Annotated in this window: 23 protein-coding genes and 1 pseudogene; 7 read left to right on the plus strand and 17 right to left on the minus strand. The window is 70.5% G+C overall.

The features are described 5' to 3' along the window. Positions 1 to 17: 17 nt before the first annotated feature. The 6 genes from rlmN to rpsB all read right to left on the minus strand — a co-directional run bounded on the left by rlmN (position 18) and on the right by rpsB (position 5,954). Positions 18 to 1,124: a dual-specificity RNA methyltransferase RlmN gene (rlmN, locus tag A3IC_RS0126755; protein WP_020553144.1), complete on the minus strand. Its 1,107-nt coding sequence runs from the start codon at positions 1,122 to 1,124 to the stop codon at positions 18 to 20. Positions 1,125 to 1,242: 118 nt separating this feature from the next. Further along, positions 1,243 to 2,508: a phosphatidate cytidylyltransferase gene (locus A3IC_RS0126760; RefSeq protein WP_020553145.1), complete on the minus strand. Its 1,266-nt coding sequence runs from the start codon at positions 2,506 to 2,508 to the stop codon at positions 1,243 to 1,245. Then, positions 2,508 to 3,065 carry a ribosome recycling factor gene (gene frr, locus A3IC_RS0126765; RefSeq protein WP_020553146.1) on the minus strand — a complete coding sequence of 186 codons (558 nt, stop codon included), beginning with the start codon at positions 3,063 to 3,065 and terminating at the stop codon, positions 2,508 to 2,510. Before frr ends, A3IC_RS0126760 begins: the two co-directional genes overlap by 1 nt. 32 nt (positions 3,066 to 3,097) lie before the next feature. After that, positions 3,098 to 3,907, minus strand: coding sequence for a UMP kinase (gene pyrH, locus A3IC_RS0126770; protein WP_078977400.1), 810 nt, complete (start codon positions 3,905 to 3,907; stop codon positions 3,098 to 3,100). Between the two features lie 65 nt (positions 3,908 to 3,972). Then, complete coding sequence (tsf, locus tag A3IC_RS0126775; RefSeq protein ID WP_020553148.1) at positions 3,973 to 4,806, minus strand: translation elongation factor Ts; 834 nt, start codon at positions 4,804 to 4,806, stop codon at positions 3,973 to 3,975. Positions 4,807 to 5,012: 206 nt separating this feature from the next. Next, positions 5,013 to 5,954 (minus strand): 30S ribosomal protein S2, encoded by a 942-nt coding sequence (gene rpsB, locus A3IC_RS0126780; RefSeq protein ID WP_020553149.1) that lies wholly within the window; start codon positions 5,952 to 5,954, stop codon positions 5,013 to 5,015. Between the two features lie 412 nt (positions 5,955 to 6,366). Here rpsB and A3IC_RS73660 point away from each other — a divergent pair. After that, positions 6,367 to 6,804: pseudogene (locus tag A3IC_RS73660) on the plus strand (peptidoglycan DD-metalloendopeptidase family protein); the annotation flags it as partial. An 83-nt stretch (positions 6,805 to 6,887) separates the two neighbouring features. Here the strand turns inward: A3IC_RS73660 and A3IC_RS0126790 are convergent. Next, positions 6,888 to 7,469 carry a TetR/AcrR family transcriptional regulator gene (locus A3IC_RS0126790; protein ID WP_020553151.1) on the minus strand — a complete coding sequence of 194 codons (582 nt, stop codon included), beginning with the start codon at positions 7,467 to 7,469 and terminating at the stop codon, positions 6,888 to 6,890. A gap of 113 nt (positions 7,470 to 7,582) precedes the next feature. Then, a complete protein-coding gene (dusB, locus tag A3IC_RS0126795) occupies positions 7,583 to 8,779 on the minus strand; it encodes a tRNA dihydrouridine synthase DusB (protein ID WP_020553152.1) in 1,197 nt (398 codons plus the stop codon). A gap of 129 nt (positions 8,780 to 8,908) precedes the next feature. On the opposite strand from dusB, the gene A3IC_RS0126800 reads away from it, so the two are divergent. Beyond that, positions 8,909 to 9,511, plus strand: a complete 603-nt coding sequence (locus tag A3IC_RS0126800; protein WP_020553153.1) for a riboflavin biosynthesis intermediates N-glycosidase — start codon at positions 8,909 to 8,911, stop codon at positions 9,509 to 9,511. Positions 9,512 to 9,583: 72 nt separating this feature from the next. Continuing rightward, complete coding sequence (locus A3IC_RS0126805) at positions 9,584 to 10,576, plus strand: hypothetical protein (RefSeq protein WP_158696113.1); 993 nt, start codon at positions 9,584 to 9,586, stop codon at positions 10,574 to 10,576. A gap of 99 nt (positions 10,577 to 10,675) precedes the next feature. Here A3IC_RS0126805 and A3IC_RS0126810 read toward each other — a convergent pair whose 3' ends face one another. After that, on the minus strand, positions 10,676 to 12,058 hold the full coding sequence (locus tag A3IC_RS0126810; RefSeq protein WP_020553155.1) for a glycine--tRNA ligase: 1,383 nt from the start codon (positions 12,056 to 12,058) through the stop codon (positions 10,676 to 10,678). Positions 12,059 to 12,221: 163 nt separating this feature from the next. Here A3IC_RS0126810 and A3IC_RS0126815 point away from each other — a divergent pair, with 163 nt between their 5' ends. From A3IC_RS0126815 to A3IC_RS0126830, 4 genes are all read left to right on the plus strand, one after another. Beyond that, entirely contained in the window at positions 12,222 to 13,184 is a 963-nt protein-coding gene (locus A3IC_RS0126815; protein ID WP_020553156.1) for a metal ABC transporter substrate-binding protein, read from the plus strand. Then, positions 13,181 to 13,957, plus strand: a complete 777-nt coding sequence (locus tag A3IC_RS0126820; protein WP_020553157.1) for a metal ABC transporter ATP-binding protein — start codon at positions 13,181 to 13,183, stop codon at positions 13,955 to 13,957. The genes A3IC_RS0126815 and A3IC_RS0126820 overlap by 4 nt, the downstream gene beginning before the upstream one ends. Next, complete coding sequence (locus tag A3IC_RS56765; protein ID WP_020553158.1) at positions 13,954 to 14,865, plus strand: metal ABC transporter permease; 912 nt, start codon at positions 13,954 to 13,956, stop codon at positions 14,863 to 14,865. The genes A3IC_RS0126820 and A3IC_RS56765 overlap by 4 nt, the downstream gene beginning before the upstream one ends. Before the next feature lie 69 nt (positions 14,866 to 14,934). Continuing rightward, entirely contained in the window at positions 14,935 to 15,354 is a 420-nt protein-coding gene (locus A3IC_RS0126830; RefSeq protein ID WP_020553159.1) for a Fur family transcriptional regulator, read from the plus strand. Between the two features lie 15 nt (positions 15,355 to 15,369). Here the strand turns inward: A3IC_RS0126830 and A3IC_RS0126835 are convergent, their stop codons facing one another. The 8 genes from A3IC_RS0126835 to leuA all read right to left on the minus strand — a co-directional run bounded on the left by A3IC_RS0126835 (position 15,370) and on the right by leuA (position 23,442). Beyond that, positions 15,370 to 15,912: a hypothetical protein gene (locus A3IC_RS0126835; protein WP_020553160.1), complete on the minus strand. Its 543-nt coding sequence runs from the start codon at positions 15,910 to 15,912 to the stop codon at positions 15,370 to 15,372. A 157-nt stretch (positions 15,913 to 16,069) separates the two neighbouring features. Beyond that, positions 16,070 to 16,858 (minus strand): TIGR03943 family putative permease subunit, encoded by a 789-nt coding sequence (locus A3IC_RS0126840; RefSeq protein ID WP_020553161.1) that lies wholly within the window; start codon positions 16,856 to 16,858, stop codon positions 16,070 to 16,072. Further along, positions 16,855 to 17,940: a permease gene (locus A3IC_RS0126845; RefSeq protein ID WP_020553162.1), complete on the minus strand. Its 1,086-nt coding sequence runs from the start codon at positions 17,938 to 17,940 to the stop codon at positions 16,855 to 16,857. Before A3IC_RS0126845 ends, A3IC_RS0126840 begins: the two co-directional genes overlap by 4 nt. Before the next feature lie 154 nt (positions 17,941 to 18,094). Then, on the minus strand, positions 18,095 to 18,973 hold the full coding sequence (locus tag A3IC_RS0126850) for an isoprenyl transferase (RefSeq protein WP_052173819.1): 879 nt from the start codon (positions 18,971 to 18,973) through the stop codon (positions 18,095 to 18,097). A gap of 23 nt (positions 18,974 to 18,996) precedes the next feature. After that, positions 18,997 to 19,749 carry a DNA repair protein RecO gene (gene recO / locus A3IC_RS0126855; RefSeq protein WP_020553164.1) on the minus strand — a complete coding sequence of 251 codons (753 nt, stop codon included), beginning with the start codon at positions 19,747 to 19,749 and terminating at the stop codon, positions 18,997 to 18,999. A gap of 56 nt (positions 19,750 to 19,805) precedes the next feature. Continuing rightward, the gene (locus A3IC_RS68965; protein ID WP_020553165.1) at positions 19,806 to 20,477 is read right to left on the minus strand and encodes a hypothetical protein; all 672 of its coding nucleotides are present in this window, start codon (positions 20,475 to 20,477) and stop codon (positions 19,806 to 19,808) included. A 98-nt stretch (positions 20,478 to 20,575) separates the two neighbouring features. Further along, positions 20,576 to 21,496, minus strand: a complete 921-nt coding sequence (locus tag A3IC_RS0126865) for a TauD/TfdA dioxygenase family protein (RefSeq protein ID WP_026218786.1) — start codon at positions 21,494 to 21,496, stop codon at positions 20,576 to 20,578. A 188-nt stretch (positions 21,497 to 21,684) separates the two neighbouring features. Then, a complete protein-coding gene (gene leuA / locus A3IC_RS0126870; RefSeq protein WP_040877177.1) occupies positions 21,685 to 23,442 on the minus strand; it encodes a 2-isopropylmalate synthase in 1,758 nt (585 codons plus the stop codon). Positions 23,443 to 23,729: the final 287 nt, after the last annotated feature.

Below are 23,729 nucleotides of genomic sequence, written 5' to 3' on the forward strand. Positions count from 1 at the left end.
GGTCCGGTCGGCCGGCCCTAGACCTCCGCGGCGGCCAGCTGACCGCACGCGCCGTCGATGTCCCGGCCCCGGGTGTCCCGGACGGTGACCGGCACGCCGTGCTTGGTCAGCAGGCGGACGAACTCCTCCTGGCGTTCGGCCGTCGACGCGGTCCACTTCGACCCCGGGGTGGGGTTGAGCGGGATCAGGTTGACGTGCGCGTTGTGGTTCTTGAGCCGGCGCCCGAGCAGGTCGGCCCGCCAGCCGTGGTCGTTGATGTCCTTGATCAGCGCGTACTCGATGGACACCCGTCGGCCGGTGACACCCTCGTAGTGCCACGCGGCGTCCAGCACCTCGCGCACGTCCCAGCGCGTGTTGACCGGCACGAGCGTGTTGCGCAGGTCGTCGTCCGGCGCGTGCAGGGACAACGCGAGGGTGACCGGGATACGTTCGTCGGCGAGCTTGTACATCGCCGGAACCAGGCCGACCGTCGACATGGTCACCGAGCGGGCGGAGATGCCCAGCCCGTCCGGACCGGGGTCGGTCAGCCGACGCACCGCGCCGACCACCGCCTTGTAGTTGGCGAGCGGCTCGCCCATGCCCATGAAGACGATGTTGCTGACTCGGCCGGGTCCGCCGGGCACCTCGCCGCGGGCGAGCGCCCGCGCGCCGGCGAGCACCTGCTCGACGATCTCGCCGGTGGACAGGTTGCGGGTCAGGCCCGCCTGGCCGGTGGCGCAGAACGGGCAGTTCATCCCGCAGCCCGCCTGCGAGGACACGCACATGGTGACCCGGTCGGGGTAGCGCATCAGCACGGCCTCGACGAGCGTGCCGTCGAACAGCTTCCACAACGACTTGCGGGTCGCGCCGTCGTCGCACGAGATGTCCCGCACGGACGTCATCAGCGCGGGCAGCAGCGCCTCGGCGAGCTTGGCCCGCGACGCGGCGGGCATGTCGGTCCACTGCTCGGGGTCGTCCGAGAGGTGACCGAAGTAGTGCTTGGACAGTTGGGCCGCACGAAACGGCTTCTCGCCCAGCTCGGCCACGGCCTCGCGGCGCTCGGCGGGGGTGAGGTCGGCAAGGTGGCGCGGCGGCTTCGAACGACGCGGCGGCGCGGTGAAGGTGAGTTCTCCTGGTTTGGGCATGGCTCGTCCAGTGTCGCAGGTGTACGGGCGGGGCCGGACGGGGCCCGAAGACACGCCCCCGGCCCCGCTCACGTGCACACGCGGCCTGTCCGGTTTCTTCGGCCGGATCAGGTCCGGGTCATACGAAGGCGGCGAGCAGCAGCCACACCACGGGAGCGGCGGCCAGCAACGAGTCGAGCCGGTCCATCACGCCACCGTGACCGGGCAGCAGACTGCCCATGTCCTTGACCTTGAGGTCCCGCTTGATCATCGATTCGGCCAGGTCCCCGAGCGCGGACACGGCCGCGGCGGCGACGCCCACCAGGGTGCCCTGCCACCACTCGCCGTCGAGCAGGGTCGTCACGCAGACCGCGCCCGCGACGGCGGCCAGGAACACTCCGCCGGCGAAGCCCTCCCAGCTCTTGCCGGGGCTGATCTTCGGCGCCATCTTGTGCGGACCGCCGGAGGTGACCCCGGCCGCGTAGGCGCCCGTGTCCGCACAGACCACCAGGATGATGAAGGTCAGCACCCGCCGGGCGCCGTCGTCGTCGGCGAGCATGAGCACCGCGAACCCGGCCAGGAACGGCAGGTAGAAGACGGTGAACACGCCTGCCGTCATGTCCCGCAGGAAGTCCTCGGCGCCCTCGGTCATCCGCCAGATCATCACCGCGATCGCGGTCAGCGCGGTGGCGATCGCCAACCCCTCCGCACCGCGCGCGTAGCCGGCGACGAGCATCGCCACCGAGCCGACCGCGAGCGGTACCAGCGGAATCCGGATGCCGCGCCCGACGGTGGCGCCCTGCGCGGTCCGACCGGACGCGTCGGTGACCGCCTCGGCCCGACCGAACGCGCCCGCCAGCTCCCACAGTCCGACCAGGACCGCGAGCAGCACGACGCCGACGAACAGCACCGGCAGGGTCAGCAGCGAGGCGACGATGACCCCGCCGAGCCCGGCCCCGACACCGATCGCCTGTGGCAGGTTGCGGCCGGCCTTGCCGACCGGTTTCGCGGGCGGCTCCTCCGTCACCACGAGCCCCTCACGCCGGGGCTCGGGGAGAGCCACGTCCACACGAGCGGGCTCCTCACGCGAGGACGGACCCGAGCGGGGTTCCGGTTCGTCGCCCGAGTCGTGACCCGCAATCGGTGACAGCACCTGCGTGTGGTCATCCTGTGTCTGTACCCCGACGCCGGCGGGAAAGTGCTGCTGCGCACGAGTGGAGCCGTCCCCGTAGCCGCCGGACCGGACCGCGTCGTAGTGGGCCTGATCCTGACCCGTCGGTGCGCCCGGGACCTGCTCCGGCCACGCGCCGTACGACCCGTACGGGTCGTGGCCGGGCGGCAGATCGGGGTGCGCTCCCGCGGGCGGATCGGCCGGCGGCGTACCGCCCCAGGTCGAGTCGTCCATCAGACTTCGAGCAGCTCGGCTTCCTTGTGCTTCAGCAACTCGTCGATCTGCGCGACGTACTTGTGGGTCGTGTCGTCGAGTTCCTTCTCGGCGCGACGCACCTCGTCCTCGCCGGTCTCGCCGTCCTTGACCAGCTTGTCGAGCGCTTCCTTCGCCTTGCGGCGGATCGCCCGCAACGAGATCTTCGCGTCCTCGCCCTTGCTCCGCGCCAGCTTGATGAACTCCTTGCGGCGTTCCTCGGTCAGCTGCGGGAAGACCACGCGGATGAGCTTGCCGTCGTCGGTCGGGTTGACGCCGAGGTCCGAGTCGCGGATCGCCTTGACGATCGCGTTCGTCGAGCCGCGGTCGAACGGGGTCACGATGACCATGCGCGGCTCGGGCGTGGTGAACGACGCGAGCTGGTTCACCGGAGTGGGCGAGCCGTAGTAGTCCACGAGGATCTTGTTGAACATGGCCGGGGTGGCCCGGCCCGTGCGGATCGCCGCGAAGTCTTCCTTGGCGACCACGACGGCCTTCTCCATCTTTTCCTCGGCCTCGAGGAGAATCTCGTCGATCATGTCGGCTCCTGTCCCGGTCCTGTCGCCGTCGATCAGCCGTCGGTACGGCTGACCAGGGTGCCGATCTTCTCACCCCGCACGGCGCGGGCGATGTTGCCCTCGACGAGCAGGTTGAAGACGACGATCGGCAGTTCGTTGTCCATGCACAGGCTGATCGCGGTGGCGTCCGCGACCTTGAGCCCGCGGGCGAGCACCTCGGCGTGATCCAGACGATCGAACATGACTGCGTCCGGGTTGGACTTCGGGTCGCAGTCGTACACGCCGTCGACGCCCTTGGCCATGAGCAACGCGACCGCGTCGATCTCGAGGGCACGCTGGGCGGCCGTGGTGTCGGTGGAGAAGTAGGGCATGCCCATGCCCGCACCGAAGATGACCACGCGACCCTTTTCCAGGTGTCGCACGGCGCGGCGCGGGATGTACGGCTCGGCGACCTGACCCATCGTGATGGCGGTCTGCACGCGGGTGTCGATGCCCTGCTTCTCCAGGAAGTCCTGGAGCGCGAGGCAGTTCATCACGGTGCCGAGCATGCCCATGTAGTCCGAGCGCGCGCGGTCCATGCCGCGAATCTGCAATTCGGCGCCGCGGAAGAAGTTGCCGCCGCCGATGACGATGGCGACCTGCGTGCCGCGGCGGACCACGTCGGCGATCTGGAGCGCGATGGTCTGCACGGTATCGGGGTCGACGCCCAGGGCCCCGCCACCCGCGAACGCCTCACCGGAGAGCTTGAGCAACACCCGGCGCGCGTAGGGGTTCGGCTCGTCGCCCTCGGCGGACGACGAGGAGGCCGCCTTCGTTTCGGTTTCCTGCACGGTTCCCTCCACGCCTTGCGGCCTCCTCGCCATACTGCTTTTCACTGCGTTCATGCCTACTGCATGCCCCGAATCGGAGCGGTGCTGCGAGGGGCGGATCAGACGCCGACGCGGAAGCGGGTGAAGCGCTTGACCTTGACGCCGGCCTCGTCCAGGACCTTGCCCACGGACTTCTTGCTGTCCTTGGCGAACGCCTGGTCGAGCAGCACGTTCTCCTTGAAGAAGCCGGTCACCCGGCCCTCGACGATCTTGGCGAGGGCGGCCTCGGGCTTGCCCTCCTCGCGCGCGGTGGCCTCGGCCACGCGGCGCTCGTTCTCGACCGTCTCAGCCGGCACGTCCTCGCGGTTCAGCACGGTCGGCGAGAACGCGGCGATGTGCTGCGCGACGTCCTTGGCGACCGCGGCGTCGGCGCCGTCCAGCTCGATCAGCACGCCGATCTGCGCGGGCAGGTCGGGGCTGGTCTTGTGCAGGTACGCGGCGACGAAGCCGTCGGCGTACTGCGCGAAGCGGTCCAGCACGATCTTCTCGCCGAGCGTGACGTTGGCGTCGTCCACGTACTGCTGGACGGTCTTGCCGGCCTCGATCTCGCTCGCGAGCAGCGCGGCGATGTCGGCGGGCGCGGTCTTGGCGACGTGGGCGGCGATCGCCTCGGCGGCCTCGATGAACTTCGGGCTCTTGGCCACGAAGTCGGTCTCGCACTTGAGCTCGACCAGGACGCCGGACGCGTTGCCGTCGAGCAGCGCGACGACCGCGCCGTTGGAGGCCGAGCGGCCCTCGCGCTTGGTGACGCCCTTCTGGCCCTTGACGCGAAGGATCTCGACAGCCTTGTCGACGTCACCCTCGGCCTCTTCGAGGGCCTTCTTGCAGTCCATCATGCCTGCGGCGGTGAGCTCACGGAGCTTCTTCACGTCCGCGGCGGAGAAGTTCGCCATGTCCTGATTCTCTCGTCTCTCGGGTCAGCGGCCCGGTTGCGCCGAGCGACTGCGGGTGAGGCTGTCGTCCCACCCGATGAAGGTCAAGGGACTGTGCGGGTATTCCGACACATACGGGGTCGTACAGGGTACGCACGCACCGTGATCGGGGCCCGGCACAGGGCGAGGGGTACGCCGGCTGGGCCGTCGTACCCCTCGATCCAGGGTCAGACCTGCGGGTCGGCCTCGGCAGCCGGAGCCTCGGTCGCCGGAGCCTCGGTGGCCGGAGTGGCCTCGCCGGTCTCGGCCTCGGCCGCGACATCGGCCTCGGTGACCGAGCCGGACTCGACGACCTCTTCGGCGGCGGGGGCGGCCTCCGCCGGAGCGGCCTCTTCCTTCTTGCCGGCCTCGAGCAGCTCGCGCTCCCAGTCGGCGAGGGGCTCGCCGACGGTGGCCTTGGTGTCGGCGGCGGCGCCACCGGCACGCGACATGAGACCGTCGGCGACCGCGTCGGCGATCACGCGGGTGAGCAGCGTGACCGAGCGGATCGCGTCGTCGTTGCCCGGGATCTTGTAGTCGACCTCGTCGGGGTCACAGTTGGTGTCGAGGATCGCGACGACCGGGATGTGCAGCTTCCGGGCCTCGCCGACGCCGATGTGCTCCTTCTTGGTGTCCACGATCCACACGGCCGAAGGCACGCGCTGCATGTCGCGGATGCCGCCGAGGGTCTTCGCCAGCTTGTCCTTCTCGCGCTTGAGGACGAGCAGTTCCTTCTTCGTCATGCCCGAGCCGGCCACGTCGTCGAAGTCGAGCTGCTCGAGCTCCTTCAGGCGCTGGAGGCGCTTGTAGACCGTCGAGAAGTTGGTCAGCATGCCGCCGAGCCAGCGCTGGTTGACGTAGGGCATGCCCACGCGCGTCGCCTGCTCGGCGATCGCTTCCTGCGCCTGCTTCTTGGTGCCGACGAAGAGGATCGTGCCGCCGTGGGCGACGGTCTCCTTGACGAACTCGTAGGCGCGGTCGATGTACGACAGCGACTGGAGCAGGTCGATGATGTAGATGCCGTTGCGCTCCGTGAAGATGAAGCGCTTCATCTTCGGGTTCCAGCGGCGGGTCTGGTGACCGAAGTGGACGCCGCTTTCCAGCAGCTCCCGCATCGTGACGACGGCCATGGCCGTACGCTCCTTGGGCTCTCGTCCCGGCGATCGTGCCCGGGACTCTCGGTTGTGTCGTGACGACGGGTCGCCGCCACGCCTGACGCCCGCGACACCACGCCGAGGTCCTTGCGGATTCCCGGACCGAGAGGTGTCCCCATCGAGTCCCGCTCGGTGGCGTCTCGCCATGCGGGACGTCGGCGGCTCGAAGGTGGGCGCGCGAAGTCGACCCGGAAAGCCGGGCCGCTCCCGGAAGTGTACGGGAACCGCGCGCGGCCGAGCGACTCGCCTTCCGGCCGGCATTTTGGCCCTTGGCATGGAAAAAGTCGTCCACGCGCGATAGATGGCCATTTATCCACAACCCGGGCCTGTGTCCACAGCCGGGCTCGCGCCCGCCCACGCCACGGTCGTGGGTGGTCAACCTGAGCGCATGAACGTATCGAAGCGGGGCCGACGGCCGATCGTGCCGGTTCTGTTGTTGCTCACGGCCGTGTTGTCGACGGCCGGGCCGTCGGCCGCGCCCGGTGCCGTGCGCGCGGCGCCGCCCCGGCGGTGGGTGTGGCCGCTGGATCCACGCCCCGCGGTGCTGCGCGGGTTCGAGGCGCCGAAGACGGCGTGGTCACCCGGACATCGCGGGGTGGATCTCGCGGCACGGGTGGGGCAACCGGTGCTGTCGGCGGGCGCGGGGGTGGTGGTGTTCGCCGGGTCGGTGGCCGGGCGAGGAGTGGTGAGCGTGCGGCACGGCGTCGTGCGCACGACGTATGAGCCGGTGCTCGCGTCCGTGTCGGTCGGGCGCGTGGTCGCGGCGGGCGAGCCGCTCGGGGAGTTGGCTCCGGGGCCGTTCCATCTGAGCGAGCCGTGCCTGCACTGGGGGTTGCTGGTGCCCGGGTACCGCGATCCGCTCGCGTTGTTGCGCCGCGTGCGGGTGCGGTTGTACCCGAACGACTCCGGCTATCCGACCCGGGCGACGCCACCGAGCACGAGGGCCAGCGTGGCCGCCTCGACCGCGCCGGGGTCGGCGCCGCACTCGATCCGGCGGACCGCCGCGTCGACCATGCCCTGGACCAGCGTCGCCACCAGCATCGGGTCCCGGTGGCCCAGCGCGGCCAGTGCGTCCACCACCAGTTCGACAATGCGCCCGTGGGCGGCCCGGATGCGTTCGCGGGCGTTCGCGTCCAGTTCGCCGGTGGAGATGGCGACCACCACACGATGACGGCGATCACCGACCAGTTCCAACTGGCGGGCCACGTAGGCCGCGATCTTCTGCGCCGGGTCCTCGGTCGCGCCCATCGCGTCCTCGACCTCGGCCACCCACGCGGGCAGGTCCACGGCACACAGTTCCTCGACCACGGCCGCGCGCGAGGCGAAGTACTCGTAGAGCGAGGAACGGGCCAGGCCGGTGCGCTCGGCGAGCGCCGGGAAGGTCAGCGCGGCGAAACCGCCCTCGTCGAGCAGGCTCCGCGCGGCGTCGAGCAGCGCGGCGTGCTGCATCGCGCGGTGTTCGGCGACGGAGGACGCTCGAATCTTGGGCATCCACTCACTGTACGACGTCACCGTGGGTGGCATCGGGGAGCTCGGGGAATCCGCCGCCGTCCCCCGATCGCCGTTCGTCGACCGGTCGGGATCAGCCGCCGCCCGGGTCGGGGTCAGCCGCCGGAATGGTCCAGTTCCGCGTCCACCGGGGGCAGCGCGCACTCCGGGTCGTCCAGCCACCCCTCGGGCAGGACGACCCGCTTGCCGCCGGCGGTGCGACCGCGCGGGCCGTCGGCGCCGATCGGCCACGGCTGGTTCAGGTCGAGTTGCCCGAACCAGTCGTCGAGTTCGGCCAGGCTGCTCGCGGTGGCCAGGCCGCGTCGGATGGTGCCGCCGACCGAAAAGCCCTTCATGTACCACGCGACGTGCTTGCGCAGGTCGGTCACGCCGTGCGCCTCGTCGCCGATCCACTCGGCGAGCAGCACCGCGTGCCGGCGCATGATCGCGGTGGCCTCGCCCAGTGTCGGGCGGGCCCGGTCGGCGCTGCCCTCGAACGCGGACACCAGGTCGCGGAACAACCATGGGCGGCCCAGGCAGCCGCGGCCGACCACGACACCGTCGCAGCCGGTCTCGCGCATCATCCGCAACGCGTCCTCGGCGTCCCAGATGTCGCCGTTGCCCAGCACCGGGATGTCGGTGACGACCTCCTTGAGCCGGGCGATGGCCGACCAGTCGGCGGTGCCGCCGTAGTGCTGTTCCGCGGTGCGGCCGTGCAGGGCGACCCAGGTGACGCCCTCGTCCACGGCGATCCGGCCCGCGTCGAGGTAGGTCAGGTGGTCGTCGTCGATGCCCTTGCGCATCTTGATGGTGACCGGCACACTGCGGGCGTTCTTGACCGCCGAGCGCAGGATGTCGCGCAGCAGGTTGCGCTTGTAGGGCAGTGCCGAGCCGCCGCCCTTGCGGGTGACCTTGGGCACCGGGCAGCCGAAGTTGAGGTCGATGTGGTCGGCCAGGTCCTCGTCCACGATCATCGCCACCGCGCGGCCGACGATGTCCGGGTCGACGCCGTAGAGCTGGATGCTGCGCGGGCGCTCGGTCTCGGCGAAGCGGATCAGGCGCAGCGTCTTGGCGTCCCGCTCCACCAGTGCGCGAGTGGTGATCATCTCGCTGACGTACAACCCCGCGGGGCGTGCGGTGGTGGCCGCCTCGGCCTGTTCCTGGCACAACGTGCGAAACGGCGCGTTGGTGATACCGGCCATCGGGGCCAGCACCACCGGTGGCCAGATCCGCGCGCCGCCCGCGGCGCCCAGGCGCAGCGGCGCCCACGGGCTGCCGGTCGCGTCGGGGGTGGGTGCGTCGGCGGGTGCCATGGACGGTGCTCCAGGAGGGGTGCGGGGACGGAACCGATCCATTGTCCCCCACCGGGAAAAGCGCCTTCCGGGAATACTCCGGGAATAAGCGGATGCCGGGTGTCGGCCGGTCCTGACAGCATCACCGGCATGACCACGGATTCTCCGGACTCACCGGACTCCCCGACGACCGGCGACGATCCGGGTGACGGGTTCGCCGAGCCGCGCGACGTCGCGTCGCTCATCTCGCGGGTCCGGCAGAAGCCCCGGGTGAAGTACGTCTTCTTCTGGGGTCATCGGGAGCCGAGCGAGGGGGTCGACTCGAGTTGTCTGAGTCAGTGGTATCCGTCGCCGTTCACGGTGGACGGAGTGACGTATCGCACGGCCGAGCACTGGATGATGGCCGGCAAGGCGCGGATGTTCGGCGACGCGGACGCGGAGCGGCGGGTGTTGGCCGCGGGTCACCCCAAGACCGCCAAGACGATCGGTCGACAGGTGCGCGGCTTCGACGAGCGGCGCTGGGTGGACGAGCGGTTCGAGCTGATCGTGCGCGGCAACGTGGCCAAGTTCGGACAGCACCCGGCGATGGGCGCGTTCCTGCTGGGCACCGGGCAGCGGGTGCTGGTCGAGGCCAGTCCGCTGGATCGGATCTGGGGCATCGGGTTGGCCGCGGACGACGAGCGGGCCGGCGACCCCGAGCGGTGGCGCGGGTCGAACCTGCTGGGCTTCGCGCTGATGGAGACCCGGGCCTGACTGGCCGCCTCGACCGACGGGGCCGGTGGTTCGGGCCCTGCCGGGTCGGCCCGATGAACTAATCTCCGCACCATGAGTGCCTTCCCGCCCCCGCAGCCCCCGAACGGGCCCGGCTACGGCCACGGGCAACAGCCGTACGGACAGCCGAACAACGGTCCGCAGCCCTATGGGCAGCCGCAGTCCTACGGGCAACCGACCCATGGACAACAGCCGTACGGTCAGCCGTACCCGCAGCAGTACGGCCAGGGATACGGCACGCCGCCGCCTGCGCCGCCGAGGCGGCGGAAGTGGCTTGTGCCGGCGGCCGCGGTGGTCGCGCTCGCGGTGATCGGCGGCGGGGCGTTCTTCCTCGTGTCCCGAGACGACGGCGACGACAAGAAGCCGGCCGCGAACTCCTCGCCGAACCCGGCGGGCAACGGCGGCTCGCTGCCCGCCCCGCAGGGCTCGACCGACGCACCCCCCGACGAGCCCAAGGGGTTCCAGTCCGCGCCGCCGCCGAACACGACCGACGTCGACGCGGTCTCCACCGACAAGCTGGCCTTCACCACGGACTACTTCTTCAAGGACACCGCCGAGTTCGACGGGCGCAGCGGCGCCAAGTACCGGCAGTTGGCCGCCGACGGCACGGCGGCCTCGGACTGCTCGAAGGCGGTCACCGCGACCGGCTCGGCGCTCGCCGCCAACGGCTGCGTGGGCGTGCTGCGCGGGTCGTACAAGGACTCCGCCGGGAAGTTCGTGGCGACCCTGTCGGTGATCTCGGTACCGGACAAGCCCGCGGCGCAGGCGCTGCGCAAGGCGCTGGATCCGATTCCGTTCGCGACGTCGCCGACCGGGTGGCTCAAGCCTCCCGCGTCGAGCGGGATCACCTTCAAGGACGGCTCGGAGCACATCGCGGTCTCCACCACGACCGGGCACTACGTGCTGGTGATCGACATCGGCCGGGCCGACGGCGCACCGCTCAAGGGTCAGGGCGAGGCGGTCTCCAAGGCGGCGAGCACCGTCTTCAGCGACCTGAGCTTCCGGATGACCGACCGGATCGTGGCGGGCATCTTCAAGATGGGTTAGCCGCGCGACGGCCGACGGCCGGTCCGCGACGAACGTGAGGGGCGCCGTCCACGACGGCGCCCCTCACGTTGTTCATCCCGGCCTACGGCCGGCTCCGGGTCAGCAGCCCGGCAGCCGCGCCGCGAGATAGCCCACGACCTGGTCGAGCGACACCCGCTCCTGCTGCATGGTGTCGCGCGAGCGCACGGTCACCGCGTCGTCCTCGAGCGTGTCGAAGTCGACGGTGATGCAGAACGGCGTGCCGATCTCGTCCTGGCGACGGTAGCGACGGCCGATCGCGCCCGCGTCGTCGAAGTCGCAGTTCCAGTACTGGCGCAGGTCCGCGGCCAACCCGCGGGCCTTGGGCGACAGGTCGGTGTTGCGCGACAGCGGCAGGATCGCGGCCTTGACCGGCGCCAGGCGCGGGTCAAGGCGCAGCACGGTGCGCTTTTCCAGCTTGCCCTTGGCGTTGGGCGCCTCGTCCTCGAAGTACGCGTCGAGCAGGAACGCGAGCATCGCCCGGTTCAGGCCCGCGGCGGGCTCGATGACGTACGGGAACCAGCGCTCGCCGGCGTCCTGGTCGAAGTACGACAGGTCGGTGCCGGACTTCTCCGAGTGGGTGCGCAGGTCGTAGTCCGTGCGGTTGGCGATGCCCTCCAGCTCGGAGAACTCGGTGCCGCCGAAGTTGAAGCGGTACTCGATGTCGACCGTGCGCTTGGAGTAGTGCGACAACTTCTCCTTCGGGTGCTCGAAGAAGCGCATGTTGTCGGGGCTGAGGCCGAGACCGACGTACCAGTCCCAGCGCTGCTGCATCCAGTACTCCTGCCAGGTCTCGTCCTCACCCGGCTTGACGAAGAACTCCATCTCCATCTGCTCGAACTCGCGCGTGCGGAAGATGAAGTTGCCGGGGGTGATCTCGTTGCGGAAGCTCTTGCCGGTCTGGGCGATGCCGAACGGCGGCTTCTTGCGCGAGGTCTGCTCGACGGCCTTGTAGTTGACGAAGATGCCCTGGGCGGTCTCCGGGCGCAGGAACGCGCGGCCGGACTCGTCCTGGGTGGGGCCCAGGAAGGTCTGGAGCAGGCCGTTGAACATCTTGGGCTCGGTGAAGGTGCCCTTGTTCCCACAGTTGGGACAGGTGATGTCGGCGAGGCCGTTCTCCGGCAGCCGGCCGCGCTTGGCCTCGTACGCCTCTTCGAGGTGGTCGGCGCGGTAGCGCTTGTGGCACGAGGTGCACTCGGTCAGCGGGTCGACGAACGCCTCGACGTGACCGGACGCCTCCCACACCTCGCGGGCGAGGATGACCGAGGAGTCCAGACCGACGATGTCGTCACGCGAGGTGACCATCGTGCGCCACCACTGGCGCTTGATGTTCTCCTTGAGCTCCACGCCGAGGGGACCGTAGTCCCAGGCGGCCCGCTGGCCGCCGTAGATCTCACTACAGGGGTAAACGAAGCCTCGGCGCTTGCTCAGGCTGACGATGGTGTCGATCTTGTCGGCGGCCACAATGCTCTCTTCGGTGCGACGATGCGGGCAGTGACAGTGTCGGCACAGGCTACCGGCGAGCCGGTCACCCCCGTAAATCCTTATGCCCGCACCCGATGGTGCCACGGTTGGCCCAACTCGCTATTATTGACAACGATTGTCATTCTAGTTGAGAATGATTGTCATGAAGATACGCCGCACCGCCCCGGCTGCCCTGCTCGCGGCCGCCGCCGCATCCGCCCTGCTGCTCTCCGGATGCGCCGGCACCGACGACGCGAAGGCGGATACCGGGGCGGGCGCGAAGCTGCGGGTGATCGCGGCCTTCTACCCGATGAAATTCATTGCCCAGCAGGTCGGCGGGCCGCATGTGCGGGTGACGAACCTGACCAAGGCCGGCGCCGAGCCGCACGATCTGGAGCTGACCCCCAGGCAGGTCGGCGCGGTCTCGCAGGCCGATCTGGTGGTCTACCTCAAGGGCCTGCAGCCCGCGGTGGACAAGGCGATCTCGCAGAACAAGCCCAAGCACACGGTGGAGGCGGGCAAATTCGCGCCGCTGGAGGAGCACGGCACCGAGGTGCACGGCGCCGAGGAGGACGGGCACGAGGGCCACGATCACGCGGACGCCGAGCACGGCGACCCGCACGTGTGGCTGGACCCGACCCGGCTCGCCGCGATCGCCGGCGGGGTCGGCGAGTCGCTCGCCGCCGCGGACCCGGCCAACGCGCAGGACTACCGCGCCCGCGCCGCCGACCTGACCGCCCGCCTGAACACCCTCGACGGCGAGTTCACCGCCGGCCTGACCACGTGCGCCCGCAGGGACTTCGTGACCGCGCACGCCGCCTTCGGCTATCTCGCGGAGCGTTACCACCTGAACCAGATCTCGGTGAACGGCGTCAACCCGGAATCGGAGCCCTCCCCCGCCCGCCGGGCCGACATCCAAAAGCTCGCCCGCGAACGCGGGGTGACCACGATCTTCTTCGAGACCCTGGCCGAGCCCAAGACCGCCCGGACGCTCGCCCAGGACCTGAACGTACAGACCGCCGTCCTGGATCCTCTGGAGGGCATAAAAGACGAGGCCGAGAACGATTACTTCTCGGTGATGCGCGCCAATCTGGGCGCGCTGCGGAAGGGACTCGGCTGCTCATGACACGACTTCAGGCACCGGTCGCCCGGCTGATCGGCGGCACCGCGTCCCTGGGCGGCCGGCCGGTACTGCGCGGAGTGGACCTGAGTGTGCACCCCGGCGAGGTGGTCGCCCTGCTCGGCGCCAACGGGTCGGGCAAGTCCACGCTGGTCCGCACCCTGGTCGGGCTGGTCCCGTTGACCGGCGGCACGATCGAACTGTTCGACACGCCGTTCGCCCGATTCCGCGACTGGTCCCGGATCGGCTACGTGCCGCAGCGCACCACCGCCGCCGCGGGAGTGCCGGCCAGCGTGCGCGAAGTGGTCACCTCGGGCCTGCTCGACGGCCGCCGTGTGCTGGGCCCGGGTCGGCGCGGCCGGGCCGCCGTGGACGAGGCGCTGGCCGCGGTCGGCATGCTGGATCGCGCCAGCGACGGCATCGCACACCTGTCCGGCGGCCAGCAGCAGCGGGTGCTGATCGCCCGCGCCCTGGCCCGCCGCCCCGACCTGCTGATCATGGACGAGCCGATGGCGGGCGTGGACCTGCGCAGCCAGGAGGTGCTCGCGGGCACCCTGCGCACCCAGCAGGAGCAGGGCCGGGCGGTCCTGCTCGTCCTGCACGAACTCGGCCCGCTGGAGCCGCTGATCGACCGCGCGGTGGTCCTGCGCGAGGGCTGCGTGTGTCACGACGGCCCGCCGCCCAGGGCGGTCGGCCAGCACGCGCTGCCGGGCCACGACCACGTACACCCGCACGACGATCACACCGCGCACCGCGCCGGAATGGGACTGCTCTCGTGACGATCCTGGACTTCCCCTTCATGCAGCGCGCGCTGCTCGCCGCCCTGCTCGTGGGCATGGCCGCGCCCGCCGTCGGCGTCTACCTGGTGCAGCGCCGGCAGGCGTTCATGGGCGACGGCATCGGACACGTCGCGCTGACCGGCGTGGGCCTGGGCTTTTTGCTCAGCACCTCCCCCGTATGGACCGCCGTGCTCACCGCGTCCGTGGGCGCGGTGCTGATCGAGCTGATCCGCGAGCGCAACAGGGTCAGCGGCGACGTCGCGCTGTCGGTGCTCTTCTACGGCGGCATCGCGGGCGGCGTGATGCTGATCAACCTCGCCCCGGAGGGCTCCAACGCCAATCTCCAGTCGTACCTGTTCGGTTCGCTGACCTCGGTCTCGCCGGAGGACATCAGGATCATCACGGTCCTGGCCGTCGCGGTGCTCGCGGTGACCCTCGGACTGCGCCGCGCACTGTTCACGGTGTGCCAGGACGAGGACTTCGCCCGGGTGACCGGGCTGCCGGTGCGCGCGCTGAACCTGCTGCTCGCGGTCACCGCCGCGGTCACCGTGACGGTCGCCATGCGGGTGGTGGGACTGCTCCTGGTCAGCGCGCTGATGGTGGTCCCGGTCGCGGTCGCCCAGCAGCTCTCGCGCACGTTCTCGATGACCGCCGCGCTCTCGATCGTGGTCGGCGTGCTGGTCTCGGTCTCCGGCACGGCGCTGACGTACTACGTCGACGCGCCGCCCGGGGCCACCATCGTGCTGCTCGCCATCGCGCTGTTCGTCCTGGTGGGTGTGCTCGCGACACCGCTGAACCGGCGCCGGGCCCGGCGCGCGGAGGCCGCCGCGGCCGAGGCGGGTCCGACTCGGGTGGACGACGTACATGTGGACGCGGAGGTACCCGGCGCCGGCACAATGGCGACCTAGACATGGACACATCGCGCCGGCACGAGGACACCGCGCCGTCCGGCCCGTAGCGATCGAGGAGGCACCCAGGTGACCACCGCCCACGGCGCGAGCCCGGTTCGGGGTCGGTCCACCCGGCAGCGTGCCGCCGTCTCCGCCCTCCTCGACGAGATCGAGGACTTTCGTAGCGCGCAGGATCTGCACGACCTGCTCAAGCAGCGCGGTGAGGCGGTCGGGCTGACCACCGTCTACCGCACGCTCCAGGCCCTGGCGGACGCGGACGAGGTGGACGTGCTGCGCACCCAGGACGGCGAGTCGGTCTACCGTCGGTGCAGCCGTGGGCACCACCACCACCTCGTCTGCCGCTCCTGTGGCCGCACCGTCGAGGTCGAGGGCCCGGCGGTCGAGCGGTGGGCGAACCGGATCGCCGCCGAGCACGGTTTCGGCGACGTGTCGCACGAGTTGGAGATCTTCGGCACCTGCGCGCAGTGCGCGAACGCGGCCGACTGAGCCGGGCCCGGTCGACTACCAGCCACCCCCGCCGGTCGTACCGGTCGTGCTGCCGCCCCACGTCCCGCCCTCGGTGCACGAGCCGGTGGGCCGGACCGTGGCCGAGCCGACCCGATTCGGCTTCAGCACGTTGAGCTGCCCGGCCGCGATCGATCCGCCATAGAGGAACTCCGAGTAGGCGAACGTCTTGGTGATCGACTTCTTGCCCGCGGGCACGTCGATCTCCTCCTGCTTCATGCTGCCGGAGGATCCGCCGTAGCTGACGGTGATCCGGCCACCCTTGTGTCCGTCGGCGAAGGTGATCGTGGCGATGAAGGTCTCCATGAACGCGGTCTTGCACCGGACACCGGCCAGCGTGCCCGGCGTGACGGTCAGGAACACTCCCTTGACCTCGAGATCGCCGTCGCCGGCCTTGCCGTCCTGGCCCGAGCTCTTCGCCGGCTCGGTGCTCGTGCCCTGCTTCCGGTCGGTGTCCGTGCCGCCCTTGTCCTTTTGACACGCGGTCACGCCCGACCCCAATACGGCCACGACAGCCGCCGCGACGACGGCACGACGCATTCCCCACCCCATGGTGATTCCCCCCGGTCGACCGGCGGATCGTCCTCCCCAGGCGATCCGTCCGCGAGCCCACGGTAGGAGAAGGGATGCCGCGTCACCGCCGCGCTCGCAGGACGCGAACGCGGCGGTGACGCGACCGTGACATCGTCACAGCGTGCTATTCGTACGGCTCACGCGGGGTCGGGATGTGCTCGACCCCGGTCGCGGTCAGGGCCGGCATCGCGTCGTCCGCCTGAATCTGGCCGTTGGGCAGCCAGCGGCCGGTGACCGTCACCCACGAGTCGGTCGCGGGCGCCTCGGCGCCGTGAACCTCGATCTTGCGGGCGAAGGCGTCGGCGGCACAGCAGCTGATCACCATCCGGGTGATGTACCACGTGCCGGGTGTCTTGCCGGGCGTGACGAAGCCGGTGAGCCGGACATTGCGGTCCTTGAGCGGCGCGGTGGTGTCCCAGACCGAGCGGATCAAGAAGTCCGCCAGGGTCATCGGCAGCGGATCCCCCGGCGGCAGTGCCGGAAAGCCCGCGTCGTTCGAGGCGGCGGCCGGCTTGGCCACCACGTTGTCCGAGCGCGAGGCGGTGTACGAACCGAGCGCGGGCGGCGCGATCAGGAACAGCGCGAGCACCGGCAGGCACAGCAGCCAGGCCGCACGCGGGCCGGCCGAGTGGTCGTGCCCGTGACCGCCCTCGTCCGCCGGTTCGGCGGCCCGCTCGTCGGCCGACCCGGTCGCGGGGGCGTGCGTGTGTGCCGCGGCCGGCTCCTCCGCGCGCCGCTGGATACCGTCGCGCACCGCGGAGATCAGCCCGACCGCGAGCAGGATCGCGCCCGCCGCGACCAGCGCGGGACGCAACCCGTCCTTGACGTAGCGCAGGTACATGTCGGTCAGCGAGATCCGCAGCAGCGCGCCACCGATCAGGATCAACAACACCGCCTGGACGTCCCGCCTCACAACAACCACCATCCGACGCCGTAGCTCGCCACGATCGCGACCACGAACGTGGCCGAGGAGAACCGGGCCGCGAAGCCGCGCCCGAAGGTGCCCGACTGGAGCGCGATCAGCTTCACGTCCACCATCGGGCCGACCACCATGAAGGCCAGCTTCGCGGTCGGCGAGAAGCCGAGCAGGCTCGCCGCCACGAACGCGTCCGCCTCGGAACAGACCGCGAGCACCACCGCGAGGAAGGCCAGCGCGAGCACCGCGAACCACGGCGAACCGGAGACCGCGTCGATCACGTGCTTGGGCACCGTGACGTTCAGCGTCGCGGCGGTGAGCGCGCCGATCACCAGGAAGCCGCCCGCGTGCAGGAAGTCGTGCTGGAGCGCGAGCCGGAAGTTCTCCCACTTGCCGCTGCCGCCGTGGTCGTGCGGGCGGCGCATCACCTTGATCCACTCGGGCCGACCGAATCGTGCCCACAGCCAGCCCATCAGCACCGCCGTGCCGAGCGAGGCGACGAACCGGGCGAGCACCATCTCGGGCTGCCTGGGGAAGGCCACCGCGGTCGCGGTCAGCACGATCGGGTTGATCGCGGGCGAGGACAACAGGAACGCCAGCGCCGCGGCGGGTGCGACCCCGCGTGCCATCAACCCACTGGCCACCGGCACCGACGCGCACTCGCAGCCCGGCAGGATCGCCCCGGCCGCACCCGCGACCGGCACCGCCAGGGACTGCCGCTTGGGCAGCACCTTGGTGAACACCGACGGCGGCACGAACGCGGTGATCGCTGCGGACAGCAGGGTGCCGAGCACCAGGAACGGCAGCGCCTGCACGGAGATCGCGACGAACACGGTGGCCCAGGTCTGCACCGCGGGCGTGCCGAGCCGATCCACGATCCACGGCTGCGCGAACAGCAGCCCGACCAACGCGAGGACGAAGAATTCGAGTTGACCCGGCCGCCACCGCTCGGCGGGTGGGCGACCGTGCGAAACGGGTCCGACGGTCGCGGACGACTCGGCGCCGAGCGGTGGCGGTGGCGCCGTCCGTGCGGCGGCAGCGGGGCGCGGCGGCGCGCTCTTTTCGAACATGATGGTCATGTTCGCATTGATCGTGCGGCTGCCGCCGGGCGCACACCCCGTTTTGCAAAGCTTTCACCCGCCGACCCTCGCCCACTCGGGCGAGCGAGCACCCACCGACCGGCGCCGGACAGGCCCCGGCGACCACCGGCGGGCACCGGCCCGCCGGGGCCGATCAGGCTCCCGACGCGGGCGACGAGCCCGAGGACACCGGCTCCGGCGTCGCGACGGCGTTCGGCAGCGCGCCGCCGTAGCGGCGATCGCGCGAGGCGTACGTCTGGCACGCCTGCCACATGTGCCGCCGGTCGAAGTCCGGCCACAACACGTCGAGGAAGACCATCTCGGCGTACGCGGACTGCCACAGCAGGAAGTTGGAGGTGCGCTGCTCACCGGAAGAGCGGATGAACAGGTCGACGTCGGGCATGTCCGGCTCGTCGAGGTACTTGGCGAACAGCTTCTCGTCGACCTTCTTCGGGTCGAGCCGGCCCGCCTTGACCTCCTCGGCGATCAGCGCCGCGGCGTCCGCGATCTCGGCTCGGCCGCCGTAGTTGATGCACATCGCCAGGGTGAGATTGGTGTTGTTCCTGGTCCGCTCCTCGGCGATCTCCAACTCCTTGATCACGCTCGCCCACAACCGGGGTCGCCGACCGCACCAGCGGATCCGCACGCCGAGTTCGTCCATCTCGTCGATCCGCCGGTGGATCGTGTCGATGTTGAAGCCCATCAGGAAGCGCACCTCCTCCGGTGACCGCTTCCAGTTCTCGGTGGAGAAGGCGTACGCGGAGACGTACTTGACGCCGATCTGCGCGGCGCCCTCGACCACGTCGAACAACGACGCCTCGCCCGCGGTGTGCCCGTCGGTGCGGGCCAGACCGCGCTCCTTGGCCCAGCGGCCGTTGCCGTCCATCACCAGCGCCACGTGCCGGGGCACCAGGTCGGCCGGGATCTCCGGCGGCAGCGCGCCCTCGGCGTGCGGCTTGGGGTCGCGGTAGTGCCGCTGCTCCCGAGCGGCCCGGGCGGGCGCCGACTCGGCCCGCCGACGGCGGGGGAACAGGCCGAAGCGGCCACGCGACTGACTCACGATCTCTCCACCAATCTCAACGAGCGGATACCCCGCTCCAGGTGCCATTGCAGATACGCGGCCACCAGGCCACTGCCCTCGCGCCGGTGCCGCGGCTCGCTCGCGTCGGCTCGGCCCCAGTCGCCGGTCAACAACGCACCGAGCAGGGAAAGGGTCTCGGGTGAGGGTACGACGGATCCGGCCGGGCGGCAGTCGCCGCATACCGTCCCACCGCCCTGGACGGAGAAGAACCGGTTCGGTCCGTCCAGACCGCAGCGGGCGCAGTCGACGAAACTGGGCGCGTAGCCCGCCACCGCGAGCGAGCGGAGCAGGAACGCGTCCAGCACCAGGCCGGGCTCGTGGGCGCCCATCGCGAGGGTACGCAGCGCGCCGATCAGCAGGAGGTACTGCTGGAGCGCCGGTTGGCCGCGCTCGTGGTCGGTGAGCCGCTCGGCGGTCTCCAGGATCGCCGTCCCGGAGGTGTACGCGGCGTAGTCCAGCGCGAGTCGACCGCCGTACGCGCCCAGGGTCTCCGCCTGCGTGATGATCGGCAGACCCCGGCCGGGGAATTCGCTGCCCCGGGTGAAGAACTGGACGTCGACGTGCGCGAACGGCTCGACCCGGGCGCCGAACTTCGACTTCGTCTTGCGCACCCCGCGCGCGACGGCGCGCACGATCCCGTGGTCGCGGGTCAGGAGGGTGATGATCCGGTCGGCCTCACCCAACTTCTGGGCGCGCAGGACGACACCCTCGTCACGGAGGAGGCTCATGCTCCCATTGTGCCGCGCTCGGCCGACGCGCCGGGTCCGTGCTCACCACTCGCGGCTCACGGACCTGCGAGCACGTGGTCGACGCGGGCCCGGCCCAGCCCGAGTCGGTCGCCGGCGTGGTAGAGGATCACCCGGTGCGCCGGGTCGTACGCCCCGCCGGCCAGGGCGACCCGGGCCGCGACACCGACCAGGTGCTCACGCCCGGCGACCGCGAGGTGGGGCGCGATCCGGGCGAGCGCCCACGCGGTGTCCTGCGCCGCGTGGGCCCCCACATCGGCGGCGAGCGTGCACGCGTCGTAGCTGGGCATGCCCGCGGCCCGGACCGCCTGCACCGCCGCCTCGCGCACCGCCTCCGCGGCCTGCGGCTCGTCCTCCACGGCCGCCACGACGGCCACCACCAAGGCGCGCACCGCCTCGCGCAGCAGCAGCGTCAGCGCCCGGGCGGTCGGTGTCTCCAGCGCCGAGACGTCGTGCCGCGTGCAGCACACCGCGCACTCGATGCCGGAGCCGGCCCGCCCGAGCGGGATCAGCGCGACGCCGAACACCACGAGTCGGCGTCGCCCGCCCCCCTTGCGAAAGCGCCGATCGCCACCGCACGCCGGACAGTGGAACTCACCGTCCCCGATCGCCGATCGGATGGTCCGGATGCCCACGACGAAGAACATGGTGCAGCCCCCTGCGTCCCGCGCGGCGGAATGCAGTATTTCCGCCTGCTCCGATGCTGCCACGGTTTTCACCAAGCGTCATCGAAAGCGGACAGATGGTCACTTTTGTTCTCGCGGGACAGCCGGGACACATCCGTCGGGGACTGCGGGTCCGCGCGCGATCAGTACGGACGGTCGCCCAGGATCGACGCGCGCTCCATCACTCGCACGTGCGGGTGGTAGTCGTTGACCGCGTAGTGCTGGGTCGCCCGGTTGTCCCAGAACGCGACGGTGTCCGGCGTCCAGCGCAGCCGGAACTGGTACTCGGGCGTCATCGCCTGCCGGAACAGCAGTCCGAGCAACTCCTCGCTCTCCGGGTCAGGCAACCCGACGATGTGGTCGGTGAAGATGCCGTTGACGAACAGCGTGTGTCGCCCGGTGACCGGGTGGGTGCGTACCACGGGGTGCTCGACCGGCGGGAACTCGCGCCGCTTGGCCGCGAGTTGCTCGGCGTCGAGGCCGTGCCCGAAGGCCAGGGTGAAGTCGTGTACGGCGGTCAGCCCGGCCACCCGCTCGCGCAGGTCGGCCGGCAGCGCATCGTGGGCGGCGGCCATGTCCGCCCACACCGTGTCACCGCCGCGCTCGGGCACCTCGACCGCGCGCAGCACCGAACCGAGCGCGGGCCGCTCGCGCCAGGTGACGTCGGTGTGCCAGATGTTCTCCACACCCACGGACGCGGCGTCCTTGGCGAAGCGCACCACCTCGGGCACATCCCCGTGGGACAGGAACGGGTGCACCTCCAGTTCGCCCCACAGCCGGGCGAACGCGCAGTGCTGCGCGGGCGTGATCGGCTGGTCCCGGAAGACGAGCACCTTCCATTCCAGCAGCGCGCGGTCGAGCTCGGCGAACAGTTCGGGACCGACCGGCTCGGCGAGCGAGACGCCGCGGATCTCGGCCCCGATCAGGTCGCCCTGCGGGACGAGGTCGAACAAGGCGTACGGCGCCGACTCGACGCCTTCGGGCAATCGCCGGAGCACACGCGGCCCCGGCATCAGGCGACGGTCCGCGATCCGGCTGCGAGTCGATGCCGTGGACTGTGTCATGTGCAGCGCCCCCTAGAGTAGAGCGGCACTTTAACTCAGCTGAGTTAAATATGGAACGGAGTCGGGTCGGCCGAGTCGGCCGGCCAAGTCGGGTACGGCGAAGTCACGTTCGACGGACGAGGAACGCCGAAAAGCGGAACGGCGGTCCCCGGCCGAGCCGGGAACCGCCGTTCGTGAAACCTTCTCGGTCACCCGCGCGCGGCGCGGTTGACCGCGCTCACGATCGCCTTGAGCGACGCGCGCACGATGTTCTCGTCCACGCCCACACCCCACAGCACCCGGCCGTCGACCGCGCACTCGACGTAGGCCGCGGCACGCGCGTCCTCGCCACCGCTCATCGCGTGCTCGCTGTAGTCCAGCACCCGCGCGTCGAAGCCCAGGTCGCCCAGGGCCCGGACGAACGCGTCGATCGGGCCGTTGCCGATCGCCTCCAGCGTCTGCACCGCGCCGTCCACGCTCATCTCGACGGTCAGCACGTCCTTGCCGTCCTCGCCGGAGACCGTGCGGTGACCGCGCAGCTCCAGCCGCCCCCACGGGGCGTCCGGGGTGGGCAGGTACTCGTCCTGGAAGGTGGCCCAGATCTGAGCCGGCGTCACCTCGCCGCCCTCGGCGTCGGTCTTGGTCTGAATGATCCGGGAGAACTCGATCTGCGCGCGGCGCGGCAGGTCCATCCTGTGGTCGGCCTTGAGCACGTACGCGACGCCGCCCTTGCCGGACTGGCTGTTGACCCGGATCACCGCTTCGTAGGTGCGGCCCACGTCCTTGGGATCGATCGGCAGGTACGGCACCGCCCAGTCCAGCTCCTCGACCGGCTTGCCGGCCTCGGCCGCGTCCCGCTCCAGGACCTCCAGGCCCTTCTTGATCGCGTCCTGGTGCGAGCCGGAGAACGCGGTGTAGACCAGGTCGCCCGCGTACGGGTGGCGCGGGTGCACGGGCAGCTGAGTGCAGTATTCGACCGTGCGCCGGATCTCGTCGATCTCGGAGAAGTCGATCATCGGGTCGACGCCCTGGCTGAACAGGTTCATCCCCAGCGTGACCAGGTCCACGTTGCCGGTGCGCTCGCCGTGGCCGAACAGGCAGCCCTCGACCCGGTCGGCGCCGGCCATCACGGCCAGCTCGGACGCGGCCACCGCGGCGCCGCGGTCGTTGTGCGGGTGCACCGACAGCGCGATGAACTCGCGGCGGGTCAGGTTGCGGCTCATCCACTCGATCTGGTCCGCGTACACGTTCGGCGTCGAGCGCTCGATGGTCGCGGGCAGGTTCAGGGTGATCTCACGCCCGGCCTCGGGCTGCCACACGTCCATGACCGCCTCGCAGACCTCCAGAGCGAAGTCCAGCTCGGTGTCGATGAAGATCTCGGGCGAGTACTCGTAGCCGAACGCCGTCTCCGTGCCCAGGTGCTTGTCCGCGAAGCGCATCACGTGCTCGGTGCCGGACACCGCGATCGCCTTGCACTGGTCACGGTCGACGTTGAAGACGACCCGACGGAAGGCGGGCGCGGTCGCGTTGTACAGATGGACCGTGGCCTTGGGCGCGCCGATCAGCGACTCGACGGTGCGCTCGATCAGTTCCTCGCGGGCCTGGGTCAGCACCGAGATGGTGACGTCCTCCGGTACCGCGCCCTCTTCGATGATCGAACGGATGAAGTCGAAGTCGGTCTGCGACGCGGCCGGGAAGCCGACCTCGATCTCCTTGTAGCCCATCCGCACCAGCAGATCGAACATGGTCCGCTTGCGAGCCGGGCTCATCGGGTCGATCAGCGCCTGGTTGCCGTCCCGCAGGTCGGTGGACAGCCAGCGCGGTGCGACCGTGATCGTCTTCGACGGCCAGGTGCGGTCCGGCAGGTCGACGCCCCGGAACGGCTTGTACTTGTGGATCGGCATCCCGGACGGCTGCTGCGTCACGGACGAGGCGGTGATCGGCGTGGGGCGATTCACGGAAGGCATGCGGCTGGTCTCCTGTATGCGAGGAACGGGCTGCAACGGCAGGTAGGCCGGCGACGGGAGGAAACGACATCCCGGAGGCTCCGACGTGCGGACATGCCTCTATCCCCGCGACGGGGGAGCCGGTCTGACCTCTGTCAGAGGGATGAGCCCCCGGCGCGGCGGCTAAGGAGAAGCAGCCACTGACGCATGATTTGGCAACCATACCCGACCGGTCGCACCGATCGGGTCGGCATCCGGCATGCGAACACATACGATCTTTTCGGCCAAGCCCCTCGCCCGCCGGCCGG

The sequence above is a fragment of the Embleya scabrispora DSM 41855 genome, from assembly GCF_000372745.1.
In the GTDB taxonomy this organism is placed as follows: Bacteria; Actinomycetota; Actinomycetes; order Streptomycetales; family Streptomycetaceae; genus Embleya; species Embleya scabrispora.